The organism is Paenibacillus sp. WC2504, assembly GCF_052682475.1.
In genome coordinates this window covers 136,858-160,347 of record NZ_JBQZFH010000001.1, presented here as the reverse complement: position 1 = coordinate 160,347, position 23,490 = coordinate 136,858, and the positions used below count along the sequence as shown (strand labels likewise).

29 protein-coding genes and 1 tRNA gene are annotated in these 23,490 nt (G+C 44.1%); 4 read left to right on the top strand and 26 right to left on the bottom strand.

Annotated features, from left to right (window positions below):
* Positions 1-193: 193 nt before the first annotated feature.
* Positions 194-457, top strand: coding sequence for a hypothetical protein (locus tag ACUN27_RS00755; protein ID WP_315954355.1), 264 nt, complete (start codon positions 194-196; stop codon positions 455-457).
* A 29-nt stretch (positions 458-486) separates the two neighbouring features.
* Here the strand turns inward: ACUN27_RS00755 and ACUN27_RS00750 are convergent, their stop codons facing one another.
* From ACUN27_RS00750 to rpsF, 10 genes are all read right to left on the bottom strand, one after another.
* The gene (locus ACUN27_RS00750; protein WP_315954354.1) at positions 487-1,143 is read right to left on the bottom strand and encodes a hypothetical protein; all 657 of its coding nucleotides are present in this window, start codon (positions 1,141-1,143) and stop codon (positions 487-489) included.
* Between the two features lie 142 nt (positions 1,144-1,285).
* The gene (locus ACUN27_RS00745) at positions 1,286-2,572 is read right to left on the bottom strand and encodes an adenylosuccinate synthase (protein ID WP_315954353.1); all 1,287 of its coding nucleotides are present in this window, start codon (positions 2,570-2,572) and stop codon (positions 1,286-1,288) included.
* Positions 2,573-3,002: 430 nt separating this feature from the next.
* Positions 3,003-4,367 (bottom strand): replicative DNA helicase, encoded by a 1,365-nt coding sequence (gene dnaB, locus ACUN27_RS00740; protein WP_127454043.1) that lies wholly within the window; start codon positions 4,365-4,367, stop codon positions 3,003-3,005.
* Between the two features lie 98 nt (positions 4,368-4,465).
* Positions 4,466-4,915, bottom strand: a complete 450-nt coding sequence (gene rplI, locus ACUN27_RS00735; protein ID WP_127454045.1) for a 50S ribosomal protein L9 — start codon at positions 4,913-4,915, stop codon at positions 4,466-4,468.
* On the bottom strand, positions 4,912-6,876 hold the full coding sequence (locus ACUN27_RS00730; protein ID WP_315954352.1) for a DHH family phosphoesterase: 1,965 nt from the start codon (positions 6,874-6,876) through the stop codon (positions 4,912-4,914). Before ACUN27_RS00730 ends, rplI begins: the two co-directional genes overlap by 4 nt.
* 18 nt (positions 6,877-6,894) lie before the next feature.
* Positions 6,895-7,809, bottom strand: coding sequence for a DUF2232 domain-containing protein (locus ACUN27_RS00725; RefSeq protein ID WP_315954351.1), 915 nt, complete (start codon positions 7,807-7,809; stop codon positions 6,895-6,897).
* 6 nt (positions 7,810-7,815) lie between these two features.
* Positions 7,816-8,127: a MazG-like family protein gene (locus ACUN27_RS00720; RefSeq protein ID WP_127454050.1), complete on the bottom strand. Its 312-nt coding sequence runs from the start codon at positions 8,125-8,127 to the stop codon at positions 7,816-7,818.
* 164 nt (positions 8,128-8,291) lie between these two features.
* A complete protein-coding gene (rpsR, locus tag ACUN27_RS00715; protein WP_029196139.1) occupies positions 8,292-8,579 on the bottom strand; it encodes a 30S ribosomal protein S18 in 288 nt (95 codons plus the stop codon).
* A gap of 23 nt (positions 8,580-8,602) precedes the next feature.
* Positions 8,603-9,082, bottom strand: coding sequence for a single-stranded DNA-binding protein (ssb, locus tag ACUN27_RS00710; protein WP_315954350.1), 480 nt, complete (start codon positions 9,080-9,082; stop codon positions 8,603-8,605).
* Between the two features lie 35 nt (positions 9,083-9,117).
* The gene (gene rpsF / locus ACUN27_RS00705) at positions 9,118-9,405 is read right to left on the bottom strand and encodes a 30S ribosomal protein S6 (RefSeq protein WP_127454054.1); all 288 of its coding nucleotides are present in this window, start codon (positions 9,403-9,405) and stop codon (positions 9,118-9,120) included.
* A gap of 232 nt (positions 9,406-9,637) precedes the next feature.
* Between rpsF and ACUN27_RS00700 the strand changes: the two genes are divergently transcribed.
* Together ACUN27_RS00700 and ACUN27_RS00695 are read left to right on the top strand one after the other, a co-directional pair.
* Complete coding sequence (locus ACUN27_RS00700) at positions 9,638-9,820, top strand: YjzC family protein (protein ID WP_315954349.1); 183 nt, start codon at positions 9,638-9,640, stop codon at positions 9,818-9,820.
* Positions 9,821-9,836: 16 nt separating this feature from the next.
* Positions 9,837-10,109: a hypothetical protein gene (locus tag ACUN27_RS00695; protein ID WP_315954348.1), complete on the top strand. Its 273-nt coding sequence runs from the start codon at positions 9,837-9,839 to the stop codon at positions 10,107-10,109.
* Positions 10,110-10,172: 63 nt separating this feature from the next.
* Here the strand turns inward: ACUN27_RS00695 and ACUN27_RS00690 are convergent, their stop codons facing one another.
* The 10 genes from ACUN27_RS00690 to ACUN27_RS00645 all read right to left on the bottom strand — a co-directional run bounded on the left by ACUN27_RS00690 (position 10,173) and on the right by ACUN27_RS00645 (position 17,443).
* Entirely contained in the window at positions 10,173-10,868 is a 696-nt protein-coding gene (locus tag ACUN27_RS00690) for a response regulator transcription factor (RefSeq protein WP_127454059.1), read from the bottom strand.
* Between the two features lie 17 nt (positions 10,869-10,885).
* Positions 10,886-12,313, bottom strand: a complete 1,428-nt coding sequence (locus tag ACUN27_RS00685; RefSeq protein ID WP_315954347.1) for a sensor histidine kinase — start codon at positions 12,311-12,313, stop codon at positions 10,886-10,888.
* A 12-nt stretch (positions 12,314-12,325) separates the two neighbouring features.
* Positions 12,326-13,078, bottom strand: coding sequence for an ABC transporter permease (locus ACUN27_RS00680; protein ID WP_315954346.1), 753 nt, complete (start codon positions 13,076-13,078; stop codon positions 12,326-12,328).
* Positions 13,065-13,790 carry an ABC transporter ATP-binding protein gene (locus tag ACUN27_RS00675; RefSeq protein ID WP_315954345.1) on the bottom strand — a complete coding sequence of 242 codons (726 nt, stop codon included), beginning with the start codon at positions 13,788-13,790 and terminating at the stop codon, positions 13,065-13,067. The genes ACUN27_RS00680 and ACUN27_RS00675 overlap by 14 nt, the downstream gene beginning before the upstream one ends.
* Positions 13,791-13,856: 66 nt before the next feature.
* The gene (locus ACUN27_RS00670; RefSeq protein ID WP_315954344.1) at positions 13,857-15,098 is read right to left on the bottom strand and encodes a hypothetical protein; all 1,242 of its coding nucleotides are present in this window, start codon (positions 15,096-15,098) and stop codon (positions 13,857-13,859) included.
* A 165-nt stretch (positions 15,099-15,263) separates the two neighbouring features.
* Positions 15,264-15,701 carry a hypothetical protein gene (locus ACUN27_RS00665; protein ID WP_315954343.1) on the bottom strand — a complete coding sequence of 146 codons (438 nt, stop codon included), beginning with the start codon at positions 15,699-15,701 and terminating at the stop codon, positions 15,264-15,266.
* A 251-nt stretch (positions 15,702-15,952) separates the two neighbouring features.
* A tRNA-Ser gene (locus ACUN27_RS00660) sits at positions 15,953-16,040 on the bottom strand.
* 71 nt (positions 16,041-16,111) lie between these two features.
* A complete protein-coding gene (locus tag ACUN27_RS00655; RefSeq protein ID WP_315954342.1) occupies positions 16,112-16,327 on the bottom strand; it encodes a DUF951 domain-containing protein in 216 nt (71 codons plus the stop codon).
* Between the two features lie 22 nt (positions 16,328-16,349).
* The gene (locus ACUN27_RS00650) at positions 16,350-17,189 is read right to left on the bottom strand and encodes a mechanosensitive ion channel family protein (protein WP_315954341.1); all 840 of its coding nucleotides are present in this window, start codon (positions 17,187-17,189) and stop codon (positions 16,350-16,352) included.
* Positions 17,190-17,206: 17 nt separating this feature from the next.
* Positions 17,207-17,443, bottom strand: coding sequence for a DUF3343 domain-containing protein (locus tag ACUN27_RS00645; RefSeq protein WP_127454124.1), 237 nt, complete (start codon positions 17,441-17,443; stop codon positions 17,207-17,209).
* A 99-nt stretch (positions 17,444-17,542) separates the two neighbouring features.
* Here ACUN27_RS00645 and yyaC point away from each other — a divergent pair, with 99 nt between their 5' ends.
* A complete protein-coding gene (yyaC, locus tag ACUN27_RS00640; RefSeq protein ID WP_315954340.1) occupies positions 17,543-18,166 on the top strand; it encodes a spore protease YyaC in 624 nt (207 codons plus the stop codon).
* On the opposite strand, the gene ACUN27_RS00635 is transcribed toward yyaC, so the two are convergent.
* From ACUN27_RS00635 to rsmG, 6 genes are all read right to left on the bottom strand, one after another.
* A complete protein-coding gene (locus ACUN27_RS00635; RefSeq protein WP_315954339.1) occupies positions 18,141-18,632 on the bottom strand; it encodes a DUF4446 family protein in 492 nt (163 codons plus the stop codon). The genes yyaC and ACUN27_RS00635 overlap by 26 nt on opposite strands.
* A gap of 15 nt (positions 18,633-18,647) precedes the next feature.
* Positions 18,648-19,808 (bottom strand): aminotransferase class V-fold PLP-dependent enzyme, encoded by a 1,161-nt coding sequence (locus ACUN27_RS00630; RefSeq protein ID WP_326062274.1) that lies wholly within the window; start codon positions 19,806-19,808, stop codon positions 18,648-18,650.
* Positions 19,809-19,914: 106 nt separating this feature from the next.
* A complete protein-coding gene (locus ACUN27_RS00625) occupies positions 19,915-20,787 on the bottom strand; it encodes a ParB/RepB/Spo0J family partition protein (RefSeq protein ID WP_127454077.1) in 873 nt (290 codons plus the stop codon).
* Positions 20,784-21,542, bottom strand: a complete 759-nt coding sequence (locus tag ACUN27_RS00620) for a ParA family protein (RefSeq protein WP_127454079.1) — start codon at positions 21,540-21,542, stop codon at positions 20,784-20,786. The genes ACUN27_RS00625 and ACUN27_RS00620 overlap by 4 nt, the downstream gene beginning before the upstream one ends.
* A 157-nt stretch (positions 21,543-21,699) precedes the next feature.
* Positions 21,700-22,518 (bottom strand): nucleoid occlusion protein, encoded by an 819-nt coding sequence (gene noc, locus ACUN27_RS00615; RefSeq protein ID WP_315954337.1) that lies wholly within the window; start codon positions 22,516-22,518, stop codon positions 21,700-21,702.
* A gap of 243 nt (positions 22,519-22,761) precedes the next feature.
* Positions 22,762-23,490, bottom strand: a complete 729-nt coding sequence (gene rsmG, locus ACUN27_RS00610) for a 16S rRNA (guanine(527)-N(7))-methyltransferase RsmG (RefSeq protein ID WP_315954336.1) — start codon at positions 23,488-23,490, stop codon at positions 22,762-22,764.

Below are 23,490 nucleotides of genomic sequence, written 5' to 3'. Positions count from 1 at the left end.
TCTACCTTTTGTTAAATTTAACACACTTTCTCTGCTTATTTCAACAAAATACTCGATCTCCATGTGATAGATTCGTGTCCACCGCCAAAAGAAGCCGTTAAAGTTTCATTTTTTTGTACATAAATCCAATAGATTTACACCCAATTACGAGAAATGACGAATTTGAGTGAAAAATTGAAAGGGGAGCTTATGCATGGAAATTAATTTGGAAGCTACGTTCACAGATCGGTCTACAATGGAGAAAACAGCAGAAGTCCTTAGATCTCAAGGTGTGCTGGATATCAAGTTCAATTATGGCGGTGAGCCACATACGGACGACTATGCCGGCGGTTTACTGCAATCGGTTGATAGCTTTTCGGCAGCTGAACCCTCTTACGCGCTCATCGTTTGTGTAGAGAAATCGCGCTACCGTCAAGCTGAGGACACGATTATGAAATTCGGCGGACAGCTCCATTAGGGCTAATCCAAGATCTCGAATGAGGAAGACTAGTACTTGTTCAGGATTGCTGTTAACTGTTGAAGTTCCGTCTCGTTCAAATATTTCTTGAGCGTATCATTGACCTGCTTAAGCTCATCCGTTGTAATCCCGTCCTCAAGCAAAGCAGACAGATGCTGCACCTCATTTTGCGGCAGCTTAGCAACAACAAGAGAAAATATTTTCATCTTATCATCGCTGGATAACGCTTCTTTCTTCTTAGCGAAATCCTCGGTCGACATGACAAGTTCCTTCTTCTGCTCGTTTGCATCACTTACACGCCCCATGACGGCTACGGCATCATCATCCTTCACTCCTTGGGAAGCCGCTTCACCAGATGTTCCTGCGTCCGAATGTAAGGCATCACTCGAATTGGAACCAGGTACGCTTCCAGACGGGCTGGGACTAGGACTAGGCGTAGCTGCCGGCGGTGTTTCCGCCGGGGTAGCTTGCTTCCCCCCGTCTCTACGCATAACTATATTCAAGTCTCCTGCTAATCTTGCTGCAAAATCACTAAATTGAATCTTTTTACCCAAAGCCGGTATCTGATATTGTCGAAATATATCCTCTACATACATGTTAACAACATACCATGTCGTAAACATCGTGATTGATGTAATAAGTACACTACTTATGACGATTTTGCCCAGCCACGTTAATACTTTCATTCTCTCTATCACTCCTGACGCTTAAATCTGTTCCCTCCTTCCCAGTATTGACGAAATCGTGCCCATTAAATCCCAATGGACAAAAAAGAAATCCTCTAGGCTGCTGATGAGCCTAGAGGATTTTGTATTTATCTCGATTGAATTAAGCGTAGATTGGACGAACCAAATTCGTTTGCTCACGGTTACGGCCTACAGAGAAAATCGCGATTGGAATGCCTGTCAGCTGTGAAACTCGCTCAACGTAGTGTCTTGCATTCTCAGGTAGGTCACTCAGTGTACGCGCACCAGACACATCTTCTGTCCAGCCCGGAAGCTCTTCATAGACAGCTTCACACTCTGAGATGGCTTTCAAGCTAGCTGGGTAGTGCTCGATAAGCTCGCCGCGGTACATGTAGCCTGTGCAAATTTTAACCGTATCCAGCCCTGTCAGAACGTCGATGGAGTTCAAAGACAGGCCAGTAATGCCGCTAACGCGTCTTGCGTGACGGACAACCACGCTGTCGAACCAGCCAACACGGCGCGGACGGCCTGTTACTGTGCCGTATTCAAAGCCTTTTTCACGGATCCAAGCGCCAACTTCATTGTCGAGTTCCGTCGGGAACGGGCCGTCGCCGACACGAGTTGTGTACGCTTTGGCTACGCCGATGATATTGTGGATCTTCGTTGGACCTACGCCGGATCCGATACATACGCCGCCAGCCGTTGGGTTGGAGGAAGTTACGTACGGGTATGTGCCTTGGTCAATATCCAACATAACGCCTTGTGCGCCTTCGAATAGAACTCTGCGCCCTTGATCGATGTACTCATTCAGAACGACAGAAGTGTCCGTTACATAAGGACGAATGATTTCTGCGTACTCAAGGTACTGCTTAAGAATCGGCTCTACATCCAGACCTGTAGAACCATAAACTTGCTCGATCAATACGTTCTTCTCTGCGATGATGCGTCTCAGTTTCAATTCAAACTCTTCCGCATCCATTAAATCCGCAATACGAATCCCGTTGCGTGCTGCTTTATCCATATAACAAGGTCCGATCCCTTTGCGGGTCGTGCCAATTTTGCTATCGCCTTTACGATCTTCTTCCAGACCGTCAAGCACCAGATGATACGGCATGATCACATGCGCGCGGTCACTGATGTTTAAATTTTTTGTCGAAAAACCATTATCATGAATGTAATTAATTTCTTCAATGAGTGCCGCGGGATTAATAACCATACCATTCCCGATAACACATGCTTTATCTTGGTAAAAAATACCGGAAGGAATCATCGTCAGCTTATACTTCTTGCCGCTGATAATAATCGTATGGCCTGCGTTGTTACCACCTTGGTAACGAGCTACAACCTCAGCAGATTCCGCTAAGAAATCCGTGATTTTCCCTTTCCCTTCATCTCCCCATTGCGTTCCGACAACAACAACCGTTGACATATGCACTTACCTCCGTACGGTGACGAGTCACCCATAATGAGCCGTTATGGCTTTCGTACCACTGAAAAAAATGGACTTCATTAAAGCACTAAAGTGTTCAGCCTCCACTACTCACCGAAGGAACTAGGTCTCCTCGGCAGTAATCTGCAGGAAGGGCACCTACCTTTCGGCATGAAAAACGACCTTAACTCGAAGCTGCCCTGCGTAGATCTAATCGTGCAGGCAGACGAACAAGGTTTTTTTCACCGTCTTTAGTGTAGCAGTCCCCCTACGCAAAGTCAATGAAAAACGAACAATAATAAGTGCTCCTGTATAATCGTTCGGATATTGGTCAAACTATGAAGTTGCGCCCTTTTTCATGGAATTGGCTCTTCATCGAATAGCTCCCTGTTTATCCATTTACCCGAGTACAAAAAAAAGCAGCGGACCGTTAATACTGTGCGGCCGCTGCTTCTTGATGACTTCGATCCATGTTCACGAACTTATTGAATTGCTTCAAAAACGCCAGCTCAACGGTTCCTACCGGACCGTTACGCTGTTTGGCAATGATAATCTCGATAATGTTCTTCTTCTCGGATTCTTTATCGTAGTAATCGTCCCGGTACAGGAACGCTACGATGTCGGCATCTTGCTCGATAGAACCCGACTCCCTAAGGTCAGACATCATCGGACGTTTGTCCTGCCGCTGCTCAACACCCCGGCTGAGCTGCGAGAGCGCGATAACCGGTACATTGAGCTCACGCGCGATTTGCTTCAGCGTACGGGAGATCTCAGAGACCTCCTGCTGACGGTTATCGCCTTTGCCGCGGCCGGCAATCAGCTGCAAGTAGTCGATGAGGATCATGCCGAGCCCCTTCTCCTGTTGGAGACGGCGGCATTTCGCACGAATATCCGCAACCGTGATCTGGGCCGAATCATCGATGAAAATATTCGCTTCCGACAAGGCGCCAATGGCCATCGTCAGTTTCTCCCAGTCATCGCCTTCAAGATACCCCGTCCGCATGCGGTTCGCATCGACGTTCGCCTCGGCGCAGACCATACGTTGAACGAGCTGCGCCGCGCCCATCTCGAGCGAGAAAATCGCGACGGTTTCCTTGGCGCGTACCCCGACGTTCTGCGCTACGTTCAGCGCGAACGCGGTTTTACCTACAGAAGGACGCGCTGCCAGAATGATCAAGTCGGAGCGCTGGAAGCCCGACGTCATCTTGTCCAGGTCGATAAAGCCCGAAGGGACGCCTGTGGACCCTCCTTTGTTGGAGTAGAGGGACTCTACTTTCTCGAATACTTCCATGAGTACATCGCGGATGACCACGAACCCGCTTGAACTGCGGCGCTGCGAGATCTCAAGAATCTTCGCCTCCGCTTCGCTCAGCATAGACCCTACATCGTCTTCATTGGCGTAGCCATTGGTGACGATTTGGGTTGCTGTGCGGATCAAACGGCGAAGCATCGATTTCTCTTCGACGATAGCTGCGTAATAGTCGATGTTAGCGGCTGTCGGCACCGCGTTCGCGAGCTCAGATAAATACGTAACCCCGCCGATCTCTTCCAGCTGCTGCTTGTTCTGCAGAAGCGATGTCAGCGTAATCAGGTCGACAGGTTCTTGATCCTCCGCCAGCTCAACGATCGCTTCAAAGATGCGCTGATGCGCCCCTCGATAAAAGTCGTCGCTCGTAATCCGTTCCATCGCGGTAATTAAAGCGTCACCGTTAATCAAAATGGCGCCGAGTACGGCTTGCTCGGCTTCTATATTTTGAGGGGGTACGCGATCCATAAACATATTGTCTCCGCTCATGCTTCAGTACCCGCCTTTCTTTTCATAGTTTAGTAGTCTTGGTACCACACAATAGATAAGAGCCCCTCCTAGGGACTCTCATTTGCCTTCTCAGTCACTTATTTCTCTTCGAGAACCTGTACGTTCAAACTTGCTGTAACCTCGCTGTGCAGCTTCACAGGCACTTTCGTTACGCCTAGCGTACGAATAGGTTCGTCGAGCACGATTTTGCGCTTATCAATAACGATCTTGTACTGTTTCTCTAATACTTCTGCGATTTGCTTGCTCGGAATTGCGCCGAACAATCGGCCGCCTTCACCGGCTTTCGCTTTAATTTGAACCGTCATTTCGTTCAACTTCTCGCCTAGCGTTTTGGCATCGGCTTTCTCTTGATCCTTTTTGCGCTGTTCCGCTTTCTTCTGGTTATCCAGCACTTTCACTGTCCCCGTTGTCGCAGGAGCTGCAAGCCCCTGAGCAATGAGGAAATTCTGTGCGTAGCCCTCGGATACTTCTTTGATTTCGCCTTTTTTGCCTTGGCCTTTAACATCTTTCAGTAAAATGACTTTCATTCGAAAAGTCCCTCCTCTTCCTGCATCTCATCGAGTACTTTCTTCAATCGATTCGTTGCTCCCTCTAATGTCGTGCCATCCAGCTGAGTTGCTGCATTGGTCAAATGACCGCCGCCGCCCAGCCGCTCCATCACGAGTTGGACATTCATCTGCCCCAGCGATCTGGCGCTGATGCCGATAAGTCCATCCGGCCGTTCTGCAATGACAAAGGAAGCCATAATATTCGTCATATTCAACAATGTATCAGCAACTTGTGCAATCATCAACTGAGAATATTTGCGATTAGGCTCAGCAACTGCCAAAGCGATATGCTCATGGATGGTTTCTGTATGCTTAATCACTTCAGCTCGCTCGATGTAAGAATCGAGATCTTCCTTCAGCAAACGCTGAATCAGCGCGGAATCTGCGCCATTACGGCGCAAATACGAAGCGGCTTCGAAGGTTCTCGCCCCTGTGCGGAGGCTGAAGCTCTTCGTGTCGACTACGATGCCGGCCAGCAAAGTCGTAGCCTCGAGCACTTCCATCGTCAGCTTCTCATTGATGTACTGCAGCAGCTCAGTCACCAGCTCGCAGGTAGAGGACGCATAAGGCTCCATATAGACGAGCGTCGCATCATTGATGAACTCCTCGCTGCGGCGATGATGATCGACCACAACGACCCTGTGCGTCTGCTGGAGCAGCTTAGGCTCGGCTACCATTGAAGCCTTGTGTGTATCCAGCACCACAGCCAAAGTACGCTGCGTCGTAATCTGCATCGCCTGCTCCGGTGTGATGAACCAGCGATGCAGCCTCTCATCGCCCGCAATCGTCTCCATCACCTTCTGGATCGATGGATTCACACCCTCAAGCACGATGTATCCTTCCTTGCCAATCACTTGTACAGCCTTCAATATGCCGACCGATGCGCCAATGCAGTCCATGTCCGGAAAGCGGTGACCCATAATAATCACTTTATCGCTATCCTTCATCAAATCCCTCAAGGCGTGGGAGATGACCCTGGCCCTAACCCGCGTGCGCTTCTCAACCGCATTCGTCCTTCCGCCATAAAAGCTCAACCTCTGGCCCACTTTAACGGTAACCTGATCGCCGCCGCGGCCTAAAGACATATCCAAGCCCATCTGTGCCATTTGGCCAAGCTCCATTAATTGCTCCGCACCAGAGGCGATCCCGATACTAAGCGTCATCGGCAGCTTGTTCTCTATCGTCAGGTCCCGGACATCGTCCAGAATTTCAAATCGCGTTTGCTCTAATTGACGCAGCGCCTTCTGATCCATCAGAATGAGGAAACGGTCGGAGGACGTCCGGCGCAAATAAAGCTGATTTTTCTGAGCCCATTCGGTAATCTCGCCCGTCACTTTGGCCAGCATAATACTGCGCGTTTGATCATCCAGACCTTGCGTTGACTCCTCCAGATTATCCATCATGACGATACCGATCGCCGTCTTCTCATCTTCGTACTTTCTAGCCAAATTCGCATGCTCCGTGATTTCCCGGAAATAGAGCAGCCTTTCTTCGGGCCGAATCGATACTTGATAAATGGACTTCCCGATGGTGAGATCTACTTTATCGCTTTTATCTTTCCGGTTTTTCAGATCTGGCAAATATTCGTACAGCGACTCGCCGATGACAGAATCCTGCCCCAGCATTTTCGCCACAAACGGGTTGTGCCATTCGATGCGCTTCTCTTCATTATATAAAATAATTCCGATAGGAAGGCCGCTCATCACTTCATTGCCGGCTTTTTTGACCCGATGCGTAATCGTGCCGACGTACATATTCAGCTCTTTGCGAAAAGCTGTCTCCGCTTGGAGCGTAAAGTACGCCAGAACGGCGCAGACCAGGAAGGCCGTAACGCCAAGCCACCATTTGAACATATAGATGGTAGCTGACATGATGATGAGCAGTACGAAAATCCACACGATGTGTTGACCGTGCCATCGCTTTAAAAGGAACTTCGGCATTCGAACTAGCTCCTAATCCTATAAATTTTTCTTAAACCGTTCACGGATTGGAAACGCAACATCAAATACCCCTAGTAAGCTGTAAACGATAAAAAGTGGCGGCATGAAACAAAGAATGATTATCGCAACGATCGGCAAAATGGGTTTCCACTTGTTCGCATGCGCAACAAAAAATAGAAAACAGATCGCTTGAATAGCAAACGCCAGCATCAGTAATGGCATCGCATTCATCATCAGCGTCGGAATTAGCGAATTGGAAGCTGGATTCGTAAAGAGATCGAGCACAAATACGATCAAATAAATCCACACCAACGATTTCTGCAGCATCCACTCCCGCATTGGGCGCAGACCTGGAATGCCTTCTCCCGTTTTGTTGAGCAGCCAGCGGCTAATACCGTGAGTGACAAAGGTGTAAAACAACGCCACAAAGATCAGATACAAAGGTATCACTTGCACAATGAAATTCACATACCAGTCCTGGTCCTTCGGTAGAACTTCCCTAATCCCCGGCGGCATACTTGCAATGCTGTCCATCATAAAATGCTTGAACTTCGCTACCGGATCAAATCCGAGCGAATACCCAATGAGCAGGCTGAGCAGCGACTCCGCCAGAATAGTGATAATTCCTGCTGTGAGTACAGTCCTAGCCGGGGCTTTTCGTTTATATAAATTACCCATGACCAGTACCGGCGGCAAGAAGAACAGCGATACGGACATGAGGGATATCCCATGCCACTGGGTAAGCAAATAAACGACGAGCAAGCTGATGACATAACTGATGACGAAACGTTTGGTGCTTGATTTAACATATAACATCAATACAGGAATCATGAGAAAACTAAATGTGAAAATAATAAAAGGCGTCATTAGAGATAGCAATGAAAGGATCGTCACCGCACTCCAAATGATGCTTTGCCAACTTCGATTCCCCAACCGGGCTCACCTCTTACGTAAATGTTCTTCGAGCGATGAAATGTCGCCGTACCAGTCCTCAAGTTGATGGCCCTCTTGGCGGTGCTTCTTCATTTTCTCTACAATGGCTTCGTCCAAATCGCGATAAGAAATACCCAGTCTTCTCCCCAAAATATAGCCGCTTGAGATTAGACTGGCCAAACCATCCACAATTCTGACATGGCTGCCTTCCCATATGCCTTTAAGCAGGTGCGCTACGTGATCTACGACTTCTGTCTTGAGCCACTCAATGACTTTGGCTCGTCTGGCTAGGTCTACATCCTTTTCCCTATTCAGCAACCGTCATCTCTCCTCATCCTACAAAAGACTATAGCGTTAATTATACCACAAAATAGGGGGAGAAAAGAAAGCCTCTACAAAGCGGTGCGATCTCTCCTCACGCCTATGGACTTATCGGCATACAAAAAAGACAGCCGTATAAACAGCTGCCTTCTTAGTAAACCCTATTCCGTTGTATAAGGCAACAATGCGATTGTACGGGAACGCTTGATAGCGATCGTCAATGCACGTTGGTACTTAGCGGAAGTACCAGTTACACGTCTAGGAAGAATCTTCCCGCGCTCACTGATGAACTTTTTAAGAGTTTCGATGTCTTTATAGTCAATGTGCTTGATTTTGTTAACTGTGAAGTAACAAACTTTACGACGTTTGCCTTTACCGCCTTTGCCACGAGGAGCAAATTTGCGGTCGCCGCGATCTTCACTATTGTTATCTCTTTTTTGGAAAGCCATTAGTTTGTTCAGTCCTTTCTACTTTAGAATGGCAAGTCATCATCGGAAATGTCGATCGGTTTTCCGTCATCGATGAAAGGATCTTGCTGCTCGCGTGACCCACCGCCACGATTGCCACTGCCTCCGCCGCCGTAGCTAGCGTTTGCGTTCGATCCACCGTCTTCACGATTTCCGGCACTGTTACTGGATTCAAGGAAGCGTACATTATCGGCAATCACTTCGGTCACGTAAACTCTCTTGCCCTCGTTGTTGTCATAATTACGTACCTGAATTCGGCCTTCCACTGCTGTCAAACGACCTTTACGCAAGTAGTTCGCGCATGTTTCGGCAAGCTGCCTCCACGTGACGATATTGATAAAGTCCGCTTCGCGTTCTTTCGAACCTCCGCTTGTGAAAGGACGGTCTACTGCGAGAGTAAACTGCGTAACCGCAACGCCGGCTGGCGTATAACGAAGTTCTGGATCTCTGGTCAATCTACCGATAAGAATGACACGGTTCAACATAGAACATTCCCCCTGACGAAAATACTGGCATGCAATTAAGCTACGTCGTTTGTGATTAAGTGACGGATAACTTCATCCGTAATCTTAAGTACGCGATCAAGTTCAGTTACAACAGCAGGTTCTGCGTTGAAGTGTACAAGCACGTAGTGCCCGTCACGGAACTTATTGATCTCATACGCAAGACGGCGTTTGCCCATCAGGTCATGTTTGGAGACTTCGCCTCCACCGTTCGTGATGATGCCTTGGAACTTTTCTACTGTAGATTGAACAACTTCTTGCTCAACGTCAGTACGAATGATGTACATCAGTTCATATTTGCGCATGTATGTCACCTCCTTTTGGACTAAGCGGCCCCTGTTCAAGCTTGTTCGCACAAGCGAAGGAGCAAGGAGCGAGGATTCTTTTTCAAAACTCGCACCTGAATACTATAGCAAATTGAACGCCAGATTACAAGTCTTTCTCTCAAGGATGAACATGGCAACGCCTATCGTACATGCTTCCCCCTCAAGAGGGTAATCTAAACCTGATTGAAAATCTTTCGAAGAGGTGATCAATGTGGGTGAATGGACACAGTTCAATGAAGGCGATCATGTACCTAACGACGGCGTATATATCGAGATGGGCGAGAATGCCGTCCACATGGGGATTGAGAACCCGAAAACAGTCACGTTAAAAAAAGGAGACAGATTTCCGGCCAACAGCAACCACAATCGGAAATGGCACCGCAAAAAGCCTTAACTAGGAGAAATTCACCATGAGAACATCCACGTTTACTTGGCTGTTTACCTTTATTGGTGCAGCCCTCTGTTTAGGTCATTATTTATTTCACGATCATGATGCCTTTTACATGATCTTCTATGCGCTTAGCGTCCCTGCCTGGTTTGCATCCACATTCACGGACATCTATGAGATCTCCATGTTTCGGATGCTCATCATCTATGTATTGACGATCGCTACATGGGCGTTAGTCGGCTATGTTATTGATCGATTCTCTATCAGTTACAGAAACCGCAATAAGAGCTATTAACGGCTGAAATGAAAGAAAGCTGGCCCCTAGGTAGTTTAGTTTACCTGCTTAGGACCAGCTCTTTTACACAATAAATCTATACCCGGATCCCCAAACCGTGCCTATATACTGAGGTTTCGACGGGGTTTCTTCAATTTTCTCTCTGATTCGGGCGATATGAACCGTGACGGTTGAGGCATCACTCATCGCGTCCAAGCCCCAGATTCTCTCAAAGAGCTCTTCCTTGCCAAACACCCGATTGGCGTTCTGCAATAAAAATAGAAGCAGGTCAAATTCCTTTTGCGCCATAACGACTTCATTTCCGTTCACAAAGACGCGCCTTGCCTCCTTTTGAATCTCCAGACCTCTGACTTGAATCGTGCTTCCCTCATTCCCTTTTCCAAACCGCTCTTTCATCCGTTGGAACTTTTTCAAATGAGCCCCTACCCGCGCAACCAGCTCTCCTGAGCTGAAGGGCTTGGTAATATAATCGTCCGCACCAAGGCCCAGGCCGTTAATTTTATAAATTTCCTCAGCTCTTGCCGATACCAGAAGAACAGGAATATCGTCATGCTCGCGCACTCTCTTCAATACCTCAAATCCATCTATATCCGGCAGCATGATATCTAGAATGATCAGCTCAAAGTCTTCATCCTTGAGAGCTTTCAAACCCGCTAATCCACTGTTCACCGTCTTAACAGAGTAACCGCTCAACTCGAGGTAATCTTTCTGTAGATTGGCGATACTTTGATCATCTTCAATAATCAGAATTTTTTTCATCATAACCTCCAAGCATACTAGAACTTCTTCAGAGATATCATTATCTGAGTACCCTCTCCTACGGCACTTTTCGCCCATATTTTCCCGTCGTGCCCTTCTATAATTTGCTTGGCGATAGCGAGTCCTAGTCCACTGCCGCTTTTTCTTGAAGGGTCCACCTGATAAAATCGCTCAAAGATATGGGGAAGTTTATTCTCCGGTATTCCTTTTCCATTATCCTTAATTTCTATGATCGCAGACGTTCTTGTTTCCCTGAGAATAATCTCAATCTTTCCGTCCGCTTTCTCTACATATGTCATAGCATTATCAAGAATGTTCTGTATGACCCTCTTTAATCTTTCACGATCAATTAAAACTTTGACTGGCTCATTAAGTTCGTTGATTAACGCTAACGAGAGGTTAGCCTTTTCGTATTCATATTTATGATCCGCGACACAATCCTCAAAATAACTCGCCAAATCACTCTTTTCAAAATGATAAGGAAGTTGGTTCAAATCCAGCTTGGAGTATAGAAGCAGATCATCGATCATAGCATTCACGAGAATAGCTTTGGATCGTGCCGTTTCCAGATACTCGTCCATTTTCTCAGGTGTCTTGGCTACCCCATCGATAATTCCTTCAATATATCCTTTGATCGAGGTTACAGGCGTCTTTAAGTCATGGGAAATACTTGAAACCAGGAACTTTCGGTTATCATCATATTTTTGCTGCATATAAACCGATTCTTTCAGCTTAATTCTCATGAGCTCCAGCGTCCTGCATAACTCGCGAACTTCACCCTCGCCCTCTTCTGCAATCCCTTGGTTTAAATCACCTTCGCTAATTTTATTAGCAGCAGCTTTGAGCCTGGAGATCGGCGATATAATGCCGCGGGAGAATCGATACGACACCCAAAAGTTCGTTAACAAGAAAACAAAGGTGAATACACAAACTGTAAATATGCCGAGCACCATAAAAAAGTTCGTTTTCAACTTGATTGGAGCAAGCAGCAGCAGAACACCGGGATCGCCAGTCGTTAGCTTATAATCCACTCTTGTAATCATATATGTTTTACCGGCAAGTTCGACCTCATCTCGAGTTGCCTGATTGTCTGAGAGCATAAGACTTCTCTCAATATCGATTCTGTTGAAATTTTGCGTAGCGTATACAACTTCTCTATTTTTTAAAATAATCGCACTGGCATCCAAAGCGTTAACTCGATTAGCAAGCTCTTGTTGAAATTTCGTATCCAAAAGCTGCTCGAACTTGAGGGGCTGTGCTTCTCTTTTGATCTCACTGATCGCCGCTCGAACTTCGAGGGTCTTCTGAACCTCCTTCGTATCGGCTTCGCGACCAAAAACCTTCGTATAAGCAGCAACGAAAATAATGACAGCCAGAACTGTCAAACCAACGGAGAGCAGCACAGCCAGCGCATTCATCGTGAAGAAACGTTTGGTTAAATGCATGAAGATCCCTTTCTATATATCCTTACTGTCAAACAAATAATACCCTGTTGTAAATAACATCATACCACAGCCCGACATGATTAGAATCTGACGGAATATTTTAAACACATTAATCGTTTCCGATATCCATAATGTATACCAATCCAGCATCGATGTAATGAAAAAACTGGAGTAGGATGAGAACACAATCCCCAATGAGTTAAAAACGATAAATACCAGAATCGAGAGGAAAAATACAGCGAGTCCTCCTTGTATCACGTTAGACAACAAGACGACAATCAGCGCAAACACAAATACGGGGAAAAAAGTTAATCCGTACGATAAAACAACCTTCAAGATCCCTGGCAAACTAGCTGATGAGGGATTAAAAATAAACCCCGCTAATAACGAAAGAATCATCACGAACAGAAGATTGCCCGCAATAAATAAAGCTAAATTCAACACTTTCGCACTAAACACACTGAATCGGGAGACTGGTCTTAGCAGTGTTATTTTCATTGTATTCGATGAGGATTCACCGTTAAACATATCGATCGCTACAAAAATGGCAAACAACGGCAAGAGCGTATACGTAATAAACGATAAAACGACGATAGGAAATTCAACGCTTCCTACAACCCGCAATCCAAGCCCATGCTTGATTGTGGTTACAGCGATCTGTCCAACCAAAACAGCAAGGATAGATAAAATGGCAGCCGCCATCATCTTTTTCTTTTTCAACAGCTTCACGGATTCATTGATAAATGCGGCCTTAAACCCTTCCATTCCGGTCCACCTCACTAACAAAAAAGTTCTCCAATGAAGAATAGTACGAGAGGATATTCTGCGTATATTCTACATTAACAAGTTTGCCTCCATAAATAATGCCGATTCTTGTGCACGTTAATTCCACATCATGAATCAAGTGGCTTGAGATAAAAAATGTCGTGCCTTCCTGAGAAAGTTGTTTGATCAATTTCCTCATCTCCAGCATCCCTTCAACATCCAGTCCGTTTAGAGGCTCGTCCAATATTAATAATTTAGGTTTCGACAGTATAGCAGCCGCGATCCCCAGTCTTTGTTTCATCCCCAGTGAAAACTTCTGAGATTTCTCATTTTTATATTTCAACATGCCTGTAAGTTCGAGGCACTCATCAATTCTCTTCTGATCGACATGCGGATAAAACCTAGCGAACATCTTTAAATTATCGTTAGCTGTTAAATAAGGATAAGACTCCGCTGTTTCAATCAAACAACCCACATGCTTCATGGCGTTAACATAGTCGTCTAAAATGCTGGCACCGAAAATTTTCACATCGCCACGGTCTGGCTTCATGAGTCCAGTTATCATTTTCATAGCTGTCGTCTTCCCTGCACCATTCGGCCCCAGGAATCCGAATATATCGCCTTGATCAACATCCAGGTTTAACTCTGTGATCCCTCGGCCATTTTTGAATGCCTTCGTTAATCCACTTATTTCAATCGCCTTGACTGTCAATTTCCATCATCTCCCCAAAAAAAACGCTCAGGAAGCCGCACCGGCAGCCTCCTGAACCTCTCTGTTCTATTCAAATATGCGGCTAAACTCTCCATCGTAATATGGTTTCGAGATAGATCTGTATGAATTTTCGTTAACAATCTCAACATTCATTTCAAAATAAACTTTGCCTGTTGCACCTTGATGAATGGAACCATTTTTCTGCTCGCCTTTTGCATCCTTATACGTGAATGTTGAGGACGCCGCCGGATCGTATTCAAAGTCAAAGGCATCTTTATCCGGATATTGACTCTCATAGCCTGGAATAACCGTTTCCGAATATTTTCCTTTCACTTTATCGTTGTCTACGCTTATGATCTCAACCATTCTTTCGCCGATTTTCACAAACTTGCCATCTTTCTCCATAATGATATCGTTTTTATATTTACCTACATACTTGCTGCTAAATCCATTGGAGTAGCTAACCTTTTCAACTTTTGCACCAGTTAGGTCAGGCAGTGTAATTTTCGTATTGCCAACTTCAGAAAGCTTTACGATGACATTTAGGTTCAAATCGTGTTGAACACCATTTTTATCTTTTCCGGACAGTGTAATGTCACCTGTCACATTTTCGAGGTAACCCGCTTTATTTTCATTAGCCGAGCCTACCACCTTTTTCACAAATACATCGCTCTCTATGGCCGGCATATCGCGATCATCATTCAGCATCTGCTTGATCCCAAAAGAGGAGACAGCATTTAGGACGGCTGGCACCTGAGTTTCAGACAAGCTGCCCGAATATACTTTTCCACCTTCAGGTCCTTCCTCTACTTGCACGTAATCTTTCAAACCACCAACCACGGCATCAACGATTTTTTCAATTTCTGGTGCTCCCTTTTCTTTAAAGGGGTTTTTGAAATCTACAGAACGAAACTTGCTCTCATTCGCCGGATATTCCATTACATAATAAGTATTGTCTGTTCCATTTTTATTAACTGATTTCGTTATATCGGAATAATAGTATCTTGAAGTTGTTTCGCCATTGGCGTCTTTCGTCGTTGTATTCTCTTCCTTCATATGGTTTTCAACATCCATCTTTTGCGACGTTGATCCTTGAATTAAGGTTTTATCGTTATCTTTCAACGTATAGAGCGCTTCTAGGGTATAGTTCTTCATATCCTTTTCCATCATGCTTGCGGTCGTTTTTGCTGAACCTTTTAAGCGGTCATAACCCGATCCAAGCAGCGTATCGGCAAATGCCGTGGATACGAATAAACACGCTCCAATCGTAAAGGACAGTACAGTAACGGATTTTTTACTAAGTTTCATCTCTTTTCTCCTTTAAACACAATGTACGGGAAACGTTTCCTTATATTTATATTAATATATCCTTATTGAATCCATCTAAATGGAATATTAACAAAGTATAAACTCTTTTTCACTTCGGGGTAGAGATAAAAAAAGTCGTACAGCTATCATGCTGCACGACCTGATTTATTTCCTAAATACCTTCTTCTCAGAAATCTTCCCATCTGCAAAATAAACGATTTCCGCAATGTAGCCTGGTTGATTAGAAATGGCGAAATCATAGGTTTTCTTCCCATTCTCGTCTTTCACCAACTTGCCCTTCGCTCCTGTTTGCTTCACCAAATCATCATAGGTGCTTGTCATGCTTATCTTATCAGCTTGCTCCTTCGTTATCTGAGGAAGCGGCTCATCCTTTGTTGTATCGTTGCTACCGGTTGCCGGCGTTGCTGTTGCAGATGTTCCACCACCTGTCCCACTTGTTGCACTAGGCGTCGCTGAAGCCCCTGTGGAAGGCGCTATAGTCGCTCCCGCTGTTGGGCTGGGCGATACACTCTCTTCACTCTTTTTAGCGCATCCTGTGGCTACTACAGCTAGTACCAGAAATATCATCATCCAACTTCTCATTACGCTTACCTCCTTCTTGTTGCCAACACATAGATATGAGCTTATTCTGCTTTTCTTTTAGCCTTTTTATCCCTACTGGGTTAGACAAAGAACTGAAAACAAAAGAGCCTTCTACGCCCTTATAGACGTAATTAAATCCCAAAATGTTTCACGTGGAACTCAAATATTGGCATTAATATGGTTCTAGATAAAATAAAAAAGCCTCCTGCAGATGCAGAAGACTTTCATTCTTTAGCTAGTAATAGCTTGTACGGAAAGAGTGGGATTCGAACCCACGCACGCCTCGCGACGCCTAGCTGATTTCGAGTCAGCCCCCTTGGGCCTCTTGGGTACCTTTCCAATAAAACGCGAGAACAGGATTCATTATATCAAAAAATCCTGACCCCCGCAAGTGCTTTTCCACAGCATTTTTATGAGGATTCTTCCTCTTTTTCTGCGTTGGATCGAAGCACTTTCTTCAGCTTACTTTCGAACTTTGTTCTTGGAACTAGAACACTGTGTTTACAACCTACACACTTAATTCTAATATCCATCCCCATCCGTATGATTTCCATTTCATTCGTGCCACACGGATGGGGCTTTTTCATTTGCACAATATCGCCAAGTTGATACTGCTTCTTCTCCATTCGTCCGCCACCGCCTTTTCAACTACATCGTCTCAATTTGCACACTATCGAGTCTCTTCTTAATTTCTATGTTCAGAAGTCTCGTCACATTGAATTGTCGCGTTGGTTTGCACTCTGCAATAATGCGAATCTTCAGATCTGTCGTCCCCACCACTTGAACGCCAAGCACCTCAGGCTCCTTCACAATATCCTCCGTAAGCTCTTGCACGTGCTTAACAGTGTCTTTGAGAATTTGCGTAGCATCGTCAATATTTATATGATGAGGAATCGTTACATCGACAACGGCCAATGAATTGTAAGTTGAAAAATTAGTGACCTGTTTAATATTTCCGTTCGGAATGATATGTACCTCACCCGTCCAACTTTTAATCCTTGTGACTCGAATGCCAATCTCTTCAACGGTCCCTTTAAATGAATCAATTTGAATGACATCTCCTACGCCAAACTGATCCTCAAAAATGATAAAGAAACCGGTAATCACATCTTTCACCAAACTCTGCGCTCCGAAACCTATCGCTAATCCAAGCACACCTGCCCCTGCCAGCAAAGGCCCAAGATTTAAACCAACTTGTCCAAGGATTAACATAATACAAATGAGGTTTACGGTGTAGGCTATTAAATTATGTATAAGGCTGCCTATCGTATTCGTTCTACGTCTATCAAACTTCAGCGGTGACTTGTCTCTAGCAGCCATCATATGTGCAATCGTTTTATCTGCAATTTTAATACATACTCTCGCAACAACATATATGAGAATAATTTTTACGATAATCCAAAATAGGGAAGCTAGTATTTCAGGATTCGATAGATGCTTTCGAATCCAGTTCATCAAATCGGTGAAATACTTCGTAATAAAGGCCACGGTTTAGACCTCCTTTTTCATTCCATGGTAACATATTTATCTTCTTTTTTAAAATAGATGCCTCTGATTTCTACGTTCTCTGATTCAATAATCTCTTGAACTTGTACTAGATTTTCTCCAGGAAATTCAATAGAAAGGGCACAGCCAGCTGTAATTTCTTTCGGAGTGGGTCTGATGTCAATTTCTATATCCGCATACTCTAGCAGCATTTCGGCGCGCAGGGCCTGCTGCGTAGAATCGAATGCTAACAACATAACGGAAATATTCAAGGAAAATCCCTCCTCTCCTACGTATAAATGTCTCTATCTATCCATATACTAGTAAAAAAAGAAGAAGTACTTTGGAGGGATATGATGAAATTCCAAATTGGTTTCGACGGAATGAAAGACACGGAACTGACCCCACTCAAAATTCAGCACACAGACGCCGATACCCCTTTTCTTCTCTCTAAGCATTTGCAATCCATTTTTAGTAAGCTACCAACCTATCAACCTATCGTTGTTATCTGTGTGGGCACCGACCGTTCTACAGGAGATTCACTAGGTCCGTTAGTTGGCTCTCATTTGAACCGTACGACGAACCTTCGTAACCTTCACTTGTTCGGTACTTTAGATGAACCTGTTCATGCCATGAACTTATCTGAAACCGTTGATAAAATTCAACGTCAATTCGATAATCCTTTTATCGTTGCCGTCGATGCTTGTTTGGGCCAAGTATCCAGCGTAGGCTGCATTCAGGTTGCTGATGGTCCGCTTAAGCCTGGTGCTGGCGTTAATAAAGACCTTCCTCCTGTTGGCAATATTCATGTGACTGGGATCGTCAACGTAGGCGGATTCATGGAATATTTCGTTCTTCAAAATACGCGGCTCAGCCTTGTCATGAACATGGCGAACGTTATTGGCGATGCTCTTCACTCTGCATTACGTCGCACTCAAGCCTATGCGCCAAGTGCTAAGACGGCTTTACAGATTGATTAATAGCCTCTTTCTCTTCTGGACTTAATGTGTAAGTGGACTGTCCATTTTGAATCGGCTTCGCATACAAGTACATCTGCTCTCGGCTATGTATTCCCGTCAAAACCACACCATCTTGGAAATCATCTAATATGGCAATTGTGAAGCTCAGGTTACTACCTCCATCATTGAAGGCGTTATATCGATGAATCGCTACTTTGGATTTCATCTTCGTTAGGGATTGGCGAATTGTATCAACCTGGGCTGACGTCATTGCTGACTCAGCCTTTTGCTCGTTAATTGCCTGCTGCATTTCAATGAGAAGCTGCTCCATATTATCTGAACTTGAACCATTCATCATTTGCGTATATCGTTTACGCAAAGTTGATAATTTAACCGAAAGTATAATGACGATAAGGAATAAAACTAAAATCAATGCCAAAATGGCTAAAACTACAAAGTTCCCATTCAATCCGAACAGTTCCCCCATGGTTGATCCCTCTTTCTACTTAGCATACTGCGACTGGATCTCTTTCACTGCATAAATAAGAGCTTCCACTTCTTCATCCGTTGTTAAATAACCTATGCTTGCTCTTACCGCTCCACTAGCTAACGTACCTGCCGATTCATGGGCAAGCGGAGTACAATGATAGCCGGATCTAACGGCGATTTGAAAAGATTGATCCAATATGAAAGCGACTTCCGATGAATCCGCGTTATTCACATTAAAGGAAACAATCCCTGTTTTATTTTGTCCAAGAGCTGGGCCAAGAATCGTGACCCCTTCAATTCCCAGTAAACCTTCCATTAGCATTTGGGTTTGACGCCACTCTTTAGCATGGATCTTCTCAATCGTTTCCGCTATTACAAATTTCACGCCTTCGTTTAATCCAGCAATGCCAACTGTGTTTTGCGTACCTGCCTCATAACGATCAGGTCTTACTTTCGGTTGATGAATAGCTTCTGACTGACTGCCTGTTCCCCCATGCAAAAGCGGCTCCAAGTCTATGTCAGGATGGATATATAAACCACCCGTCCCCTGAGGCCCTAGAAGCCCTTTGTGGCCTGGGAAAGCCAACATATCAATGTTCATATTACCTACGTGAATAGGCAGTATACCGGCGCTCTGGGCCGCGTCTACAAGCAACTTAGCGCCATGCGTACGACATATCTCCCCGATCTCTGCCACAGGCATAATCGTCCCCAATAAGTTAGAACTGTGATTAACAACTACAAGTGATGTATTGGACTGCAGCGCCTTTTTGAAATCATCTAGCTGGATATTTCCTTCTTCATCATTACGGATATATGTAAGTTCAATTCCAGCCGTAGCCTTCAAATATTCTAAAGGTCTGCGCACGGAATTATGCTCAATATTCGTGCAGATCACGTGATCCCCAGGTTTTACAAACCCTTTGATCGCTTGATTCAGCGCATGCGTCGTATTTAATGCAAAGGACAGATCATTCGGGTTTTTGACCCCAAATAAGCGGGCTAAGTTTTTTCTCGTTTCAAATAATACCCGGCTTGCCTTCACAGCCATCTGGTGGCTTCCTCGTCCTGGATTAGCCGCATAATCTTGCATACACGTCATCATCGCATCCATTACAGCCGGTGGCTTTGGCCAGGAGGAAGCAGCTTGATCAAAATACATAACACCTTTCATATGTTCACCCACCCTCTCTCGCGGATTCAGAATTCTACTCATAAATATAGCATACCTTAGTTTGATCTTTCTGCTCGAAAGAAAACCATCGGTATGCTATCTAATTTCAAGAGATTTTGCCTTGAAGCAATTCTAGCAAACGGTTCAAGTCGTCTTTTGAATAGTAGAGAAGTTCGATTTTACCTTTATCCTGCTGATTCTTGATTTTCACCGTAGTCCGGTAAATATCTCTTAATTGATCTTCAGCTTGGTTGATATAGGGATCTCTATTCTTTTCTTTTTGCTTCGTTTTTTCTTTTTCTTGACCTGGTGACTCCTCAAGCATTTTCACGGCTTCTTCAAGTTCGCGAACACTCCATTGCTTACTAATGGTGTTTTCCGCAAGCTCTTTTTTAATTTTGTCATCTTTAACACCAACGATAGCTCTTGCATGACCCATCGATAATGTTCCACGTGAAACATATTGTTTAATTGATTCCGGTAATTGAAGTAGTCTCAGGAAGTTCGCAATATGTGAGCGGCTTTTACCAACCTTAGCAGAAAGCTCTTCTTGAGTTAACGAGAACTGATCGATAATTCCTTGATAAGCAAAAGCAATCTCCATTGCGTTAAGATCTTCCCGCTGAACATTCTCAATCAAGGCAATTTCCATGACTTGTTGATCCGTAAAGTTTCTCTCGACTGCTGGAATCGTTGCAATTCCCGTAACCTGAGATGCTCGGAATCTACGCTCACCGGCAATAATTTCATACCCTTTAAGAACCTTACGAACAATAATAGGCTGAATGACACCATGTTCTCTAATTGAATCCGCTAACTCTTTAATGCTATCTTCGTTAAAATGCTTTCTAGGTTGATAAGGGTTAGCTCTCAATTGTGCTAAAGGAATTTGAATGACTTTATCGCTCTCATCAATATGTAGTGATGTAATTAAAGCATCCAATCCTTTACCTAAACCTTTGTTTAGGCCTTTGGTCATATCGAGATCACTTCCTTCGCAAGCTCTAAATACACTTCCGCGCCTTTTGATCTAGGATCATAAGTAATAATCGATTGTCCATGACTGGGAGCCTCGCTCAAGCGAACGTTCCGCGGGATAATCGTTTGATATACTTTTGTTTGGAAGTATTTCTTAACTTCCTCAATGACTTGAATGCCGAGGTTTGTTCTAGCATCAAACATCGTCAATAAAACGCCTTCAATTTGAAGCCCTGTATTAAGATGCTTTTGGACCAAACGAACTGTATTCAACAGCTGGCTTAATCCTTCAAGCGCGTAGTATTCACATTGAATTGGAATGATAACAGAATCAGCAGCAGTTAAAGAATTAATAGTAAGAAGACCTAATGATGGCGGACAATCAATAAGAATATAATCGTACATATGTTTAACAAGTTGTAAAGATTTCTTCAAGCGTACTTCTCTTGAAATCGTTGGAACAAGCTCAATCTCAGCTCCTGCTAGTTGAATCGTCGCAGGTACAATCTTAAGATTTGGAACATTCGTATCCACTGTTGCATCTTTGGGGTGGACATCGTTAATAAGCACATCATAGATGCAATTCACGACATCGGCCTTGTTAACCCCGATACCACTAGTCGTATTCCCTTGTGGATCGATGTCAACGAGAAGCACTCTCTTCCCAAGTGAAGCTAAGGAAGCACCCAAATTCACAGAAGTTGTCGTCTTGCCGACGCCACCCTTCTGATTCGTTATTGCTATAATTTTAGACAAAACCATTTCACCTCAATCGCTTATGTTCCATATGCCATACTAAAGCAGTATATCTATCTTAACATATCTATCATTCAGTTACCTTATCTATATTTGATAGTTTTATCTCATAAGATGCAAAAAAACGGCTTGCGCCGTTTAAGGTAGCAATAAATGCTCAATTATTTTTAGGAATCTTAATTATAATTTCGTAATGATCCTCATGATCTTTCTCAGACGTGTTAATATTCAGGCCCGAGCTTGTAACCATCTCAACGGATTGGCGAATGGTGTTTAAAGCTAGTCGAACATCCTTAGAAAAGGATACGCGACGTGACTTTTTAATCTTTGTTGCTTCCTTTAAAAAGTTAATCTTAATCTCTGTTTGTTTTACGTTCAGCTCTTTAGCAATAACTTCTTCAAGAATTTTCACTTGCAGATCCTCTTGATCCAAAGCAAGTAAAGCTCTCGCATGACGCTCCGTGATCTTCCGCTCCATCAATGCCATCTTAACAGGTTCGCTTAGATGTAAAAGACGGATCTTATTCGCAATCGTTGATTGGCTCTTGCCGAGACGCTGAGCCAAGCTCTCTTGCGTCAAATCATGCATCTCGATCAACTGCTGGTAAGCGGCAGCCTCTTCGATTGCAGTCAATCCTTCACGCTGCAAATTCTCGATAAGAGCAATGGATGCAGCTTGAGAATCATTGAAATCTCTTACAATTGCAGGGATTGTATCAAGACCTAGCTTCTTAACTGCTCTTAGTCGCCGTTCTCCGGCAATGAGTTCGAATGTATTGTTTTTGACTCTGACAACGATTGGCTGAATAACACCATGCGTTCGAATCGTTTGGCACAATTCATCAATACGATCATCATCAAATAAGGTTCTAGGTTGATATGGACTTGGAATAATAGTATTAACCGGTATGTTTTTGACCTCATCCGTCGACGAACGATCAGCAAGTCCAAATAGCTTTGAAATTTGTTCTTTCATAGGAAACCCTACCACCAACTCTTCCCGTAGTTTAAGCGACCATTACGATCCAAAGATAGACGACCTCTTCGTCCTACAGAACGAAAACGCTTGTCAAGAATACGGCGAAGTATGACAAGTGCAATCACATAAACTCACTACAAATTGAATAGATTCTTACTATTATATATTCTTCATCGAAGCTAGATTTCCTGCTTTAAGCAATTGTGAAACTTAAATGAATAATGTTTCACGTGGAACATTTCACCTTTTCATAAGTGGCTCTTTCAGTGGAATTCCAGCCTTTCTAGGATACTTAGCCGGTGTTGCAGCGAGCTTTTGAATTTCCACGAAATGCCGCAGCGATTCCTCAACAGGCAACTGCATCTTAAGAACTTTAATAACTTTCCCCTTCAACTCAGATAAGCTATAAGATGACTCACTTAGCTCCTCTTCAATCTCTGAGCCCTTCATGGCAATAAACGTACCATCCTTCTTCACAAAAGGAAGACAAAATTCATTCAACACTTGAAGTCTAGCAACAGCTCTAGCAGTAACCAGGTCAAATTGATCACGATATTTAGGAAGTCTAGCAATATCCTCTGCTCTACCATGAACGCATTCCGTATCCGTTAAACCTAATTGTGAAACCAACTCTTTTAAAAACAAGATTCGTTTATTCAAAGAATCAATGATCGTAACTTTTAGGTGAGGAAATGCGATCTTCAAAGGAATGCTTGGAAATCCGGCGCCAGAACCAATATCTGCAATCGTAGATATGGAGTTCATATCAAAATTAAAAGAAACGGAAAGAGAGTCGTAGAAATGCTTTAAGTATACCTGCTCTCTCTCCGTGATACCTGTTAAATTCATTTTCTCATTCCACTCTACAAGAGTCTTAAAGTATTGCTCGAACTGTTCCAGTTGTAGAGTAGAAAGAGTTATTTGTTGCTTCTCTAAAAATTGAACAAATTGTTGTTGAATAGCATCCAT

Bases quoted from the DNA above. Each gene is read 5' to 3' on its own strand.
- ACUN27_RS00680 (WP_315954346.1), bottom strand. From the start codon at position 13,078: ATGGAAGGGTTTAAGGCCGCATTTATCAATGAATCCGTGAAGCTGTTG.
- ACUN27_RS00745 (WP_315954353.1), bottom strand. From the start codon at position 2,572: ATGTCAACGGTTGTTGTTGTCGGAACGCAATGGGGAGATGAAGGGAAA.
- yyaC (WP_315954340.1), top strand. From the start codon at position 17,543: ATGAAATTCCAAATTGGTTTCGACGGAATGAAAGACACGGAACTGACC.
- dnaB (WP_127454043.1), bottom strand. From the start codon at position 4,367: ATGAGCGGAGACAATATGTTTATGGATCGCGTACCCCCTCAAAATATA.
- rpsR (WP_029196139.1), bottom strand. From the start codon at position 8,579: ATGGCTTTCCAAAAAAGAGATAACAATAGTGAAGATCGCGGCGACCGC.
- ACUN27_RS00665 (WP_315954343.1), bottom strand. From the start codon at position 15,701: ATGAGAAGTTGGATGATGATATTTCTGGTACTAGCTGTAGTAGCCACA.
- ACUN27_RS00625 (WP_127454077.1), bottom strand. From the start codon at position 20,787: ATGACCAAAGGCCTAAACAAAGGTTTAGGTAAAGGATTGGATGCTTTA.
- ACUN27_RS00670 (WP_315954344.1), bottom strand. From the start codon at position 15,098: ATGAAACTTAGTAAAAAATCCGTTACTGTACTGTCCTTTACGATTGGA.
- rplI (WP_127454045.1), bottom strand. From the start codon at position 4,915: ATGAAAGTCATTTTACTGAAAGATGTTAAAGGCCAAGGCAAAAAAGGC.
- ACUN27_RS00690 (WP_127454059.1), bottom strand. From the start codon at position 10,868: ATGAAAAAAATTCTGATTATTGAAGATGATCAAAGTATCGCCAATCTA.
- ACUN27_RS00730 (WP_315954352.1), bottom strand. From the start codon at position 6,876: ATGCCGAAGTTCCTTTTAAAGCGATGGCACGGTCAACACATCGTGTGG.
- rpsF (WP_127454054.1), bottom strand. From the start codon at position 9,405: ATGCGCAAATATGAACTGATGTACATCATTCGTACTGACGTTGAGCAA.
- noc (WP_315954337.1), bottom strand. From the start codon at position 22,518: ATGAAAGAACAAATTTCAAAGCTATTTGGACTTGCTGATCGTTCGTCG.
- ACUN27_RS00645 (WP_127454124.1), bottom strand. From the start codon at position 17,443: ATGTTGTTAGCATTCGATTCTACGCAGCAGGCCCTGCGCGCCGAAATG.
- ACUN27_RS00635 (WP_315954339.1), bottom strand. From the start codon at position 18,632: ATGGGGGAACTGTTCGGATTGAATGGGAACTTTGTAGTTTTAGCCATT.
- ACUN27_RS00750 (WP_315954354.1), bottom strand. From the start codon at position 1,143: ATGAAAGTATTAACGTGGCTGGGCAAAATCGTCATAAGTAGTGTACTT.
- ACUN27_RS00695 (WP_315954348.1), top strand. From the start codon at position 9,837: ATGAGAACATCCACGTTTACTTGGCTGTTTACCTTTATTGGTGCAGCC.
- ACUN27_RS00655 (WP_315954342.1), bottom strand. From the start codon at position 16,327: ATGGAGAAGAAGCAGTATCAACTTGGCGATATTGTGCAAATGAAAAAG.
- ACUN27_RS00755 (WP_315954355.1), top strand. From the start codon at position 194: ATGGAAATTAATTTGGAAGCTACGTTCACAGATCGGTCTACAATGGAG.
- ACUN27_RS00685 (WP_315954347.1), bottom strand. From the start codon at position 12,313: ATGCATTTAACCAAACGTTTCTTCACGATGAATGCGCTGGCTGTGCTG.
- ssb (WP_315954350.1), bottom strand. From the start codon at position 9,082: ATGTTGAACCGTGTCATTCTTATCGGTAGATTGACCAGAGATCCAGAA.
- rsmG (WP_315954336.1), bottom strand. From the start codon at position 23,490: ATGGATGCTATTCAACAACAATTTGTTCAATTTTTAGAGAAGCAACAA.
- ACUN27_RS00630 (WP_326062274.1), bottom strand. From the start codon at position 19,808: ATGAAAGGTGTTATGTATTTTGATCAAGCTGCTTCCTCCTGGCCAAAG.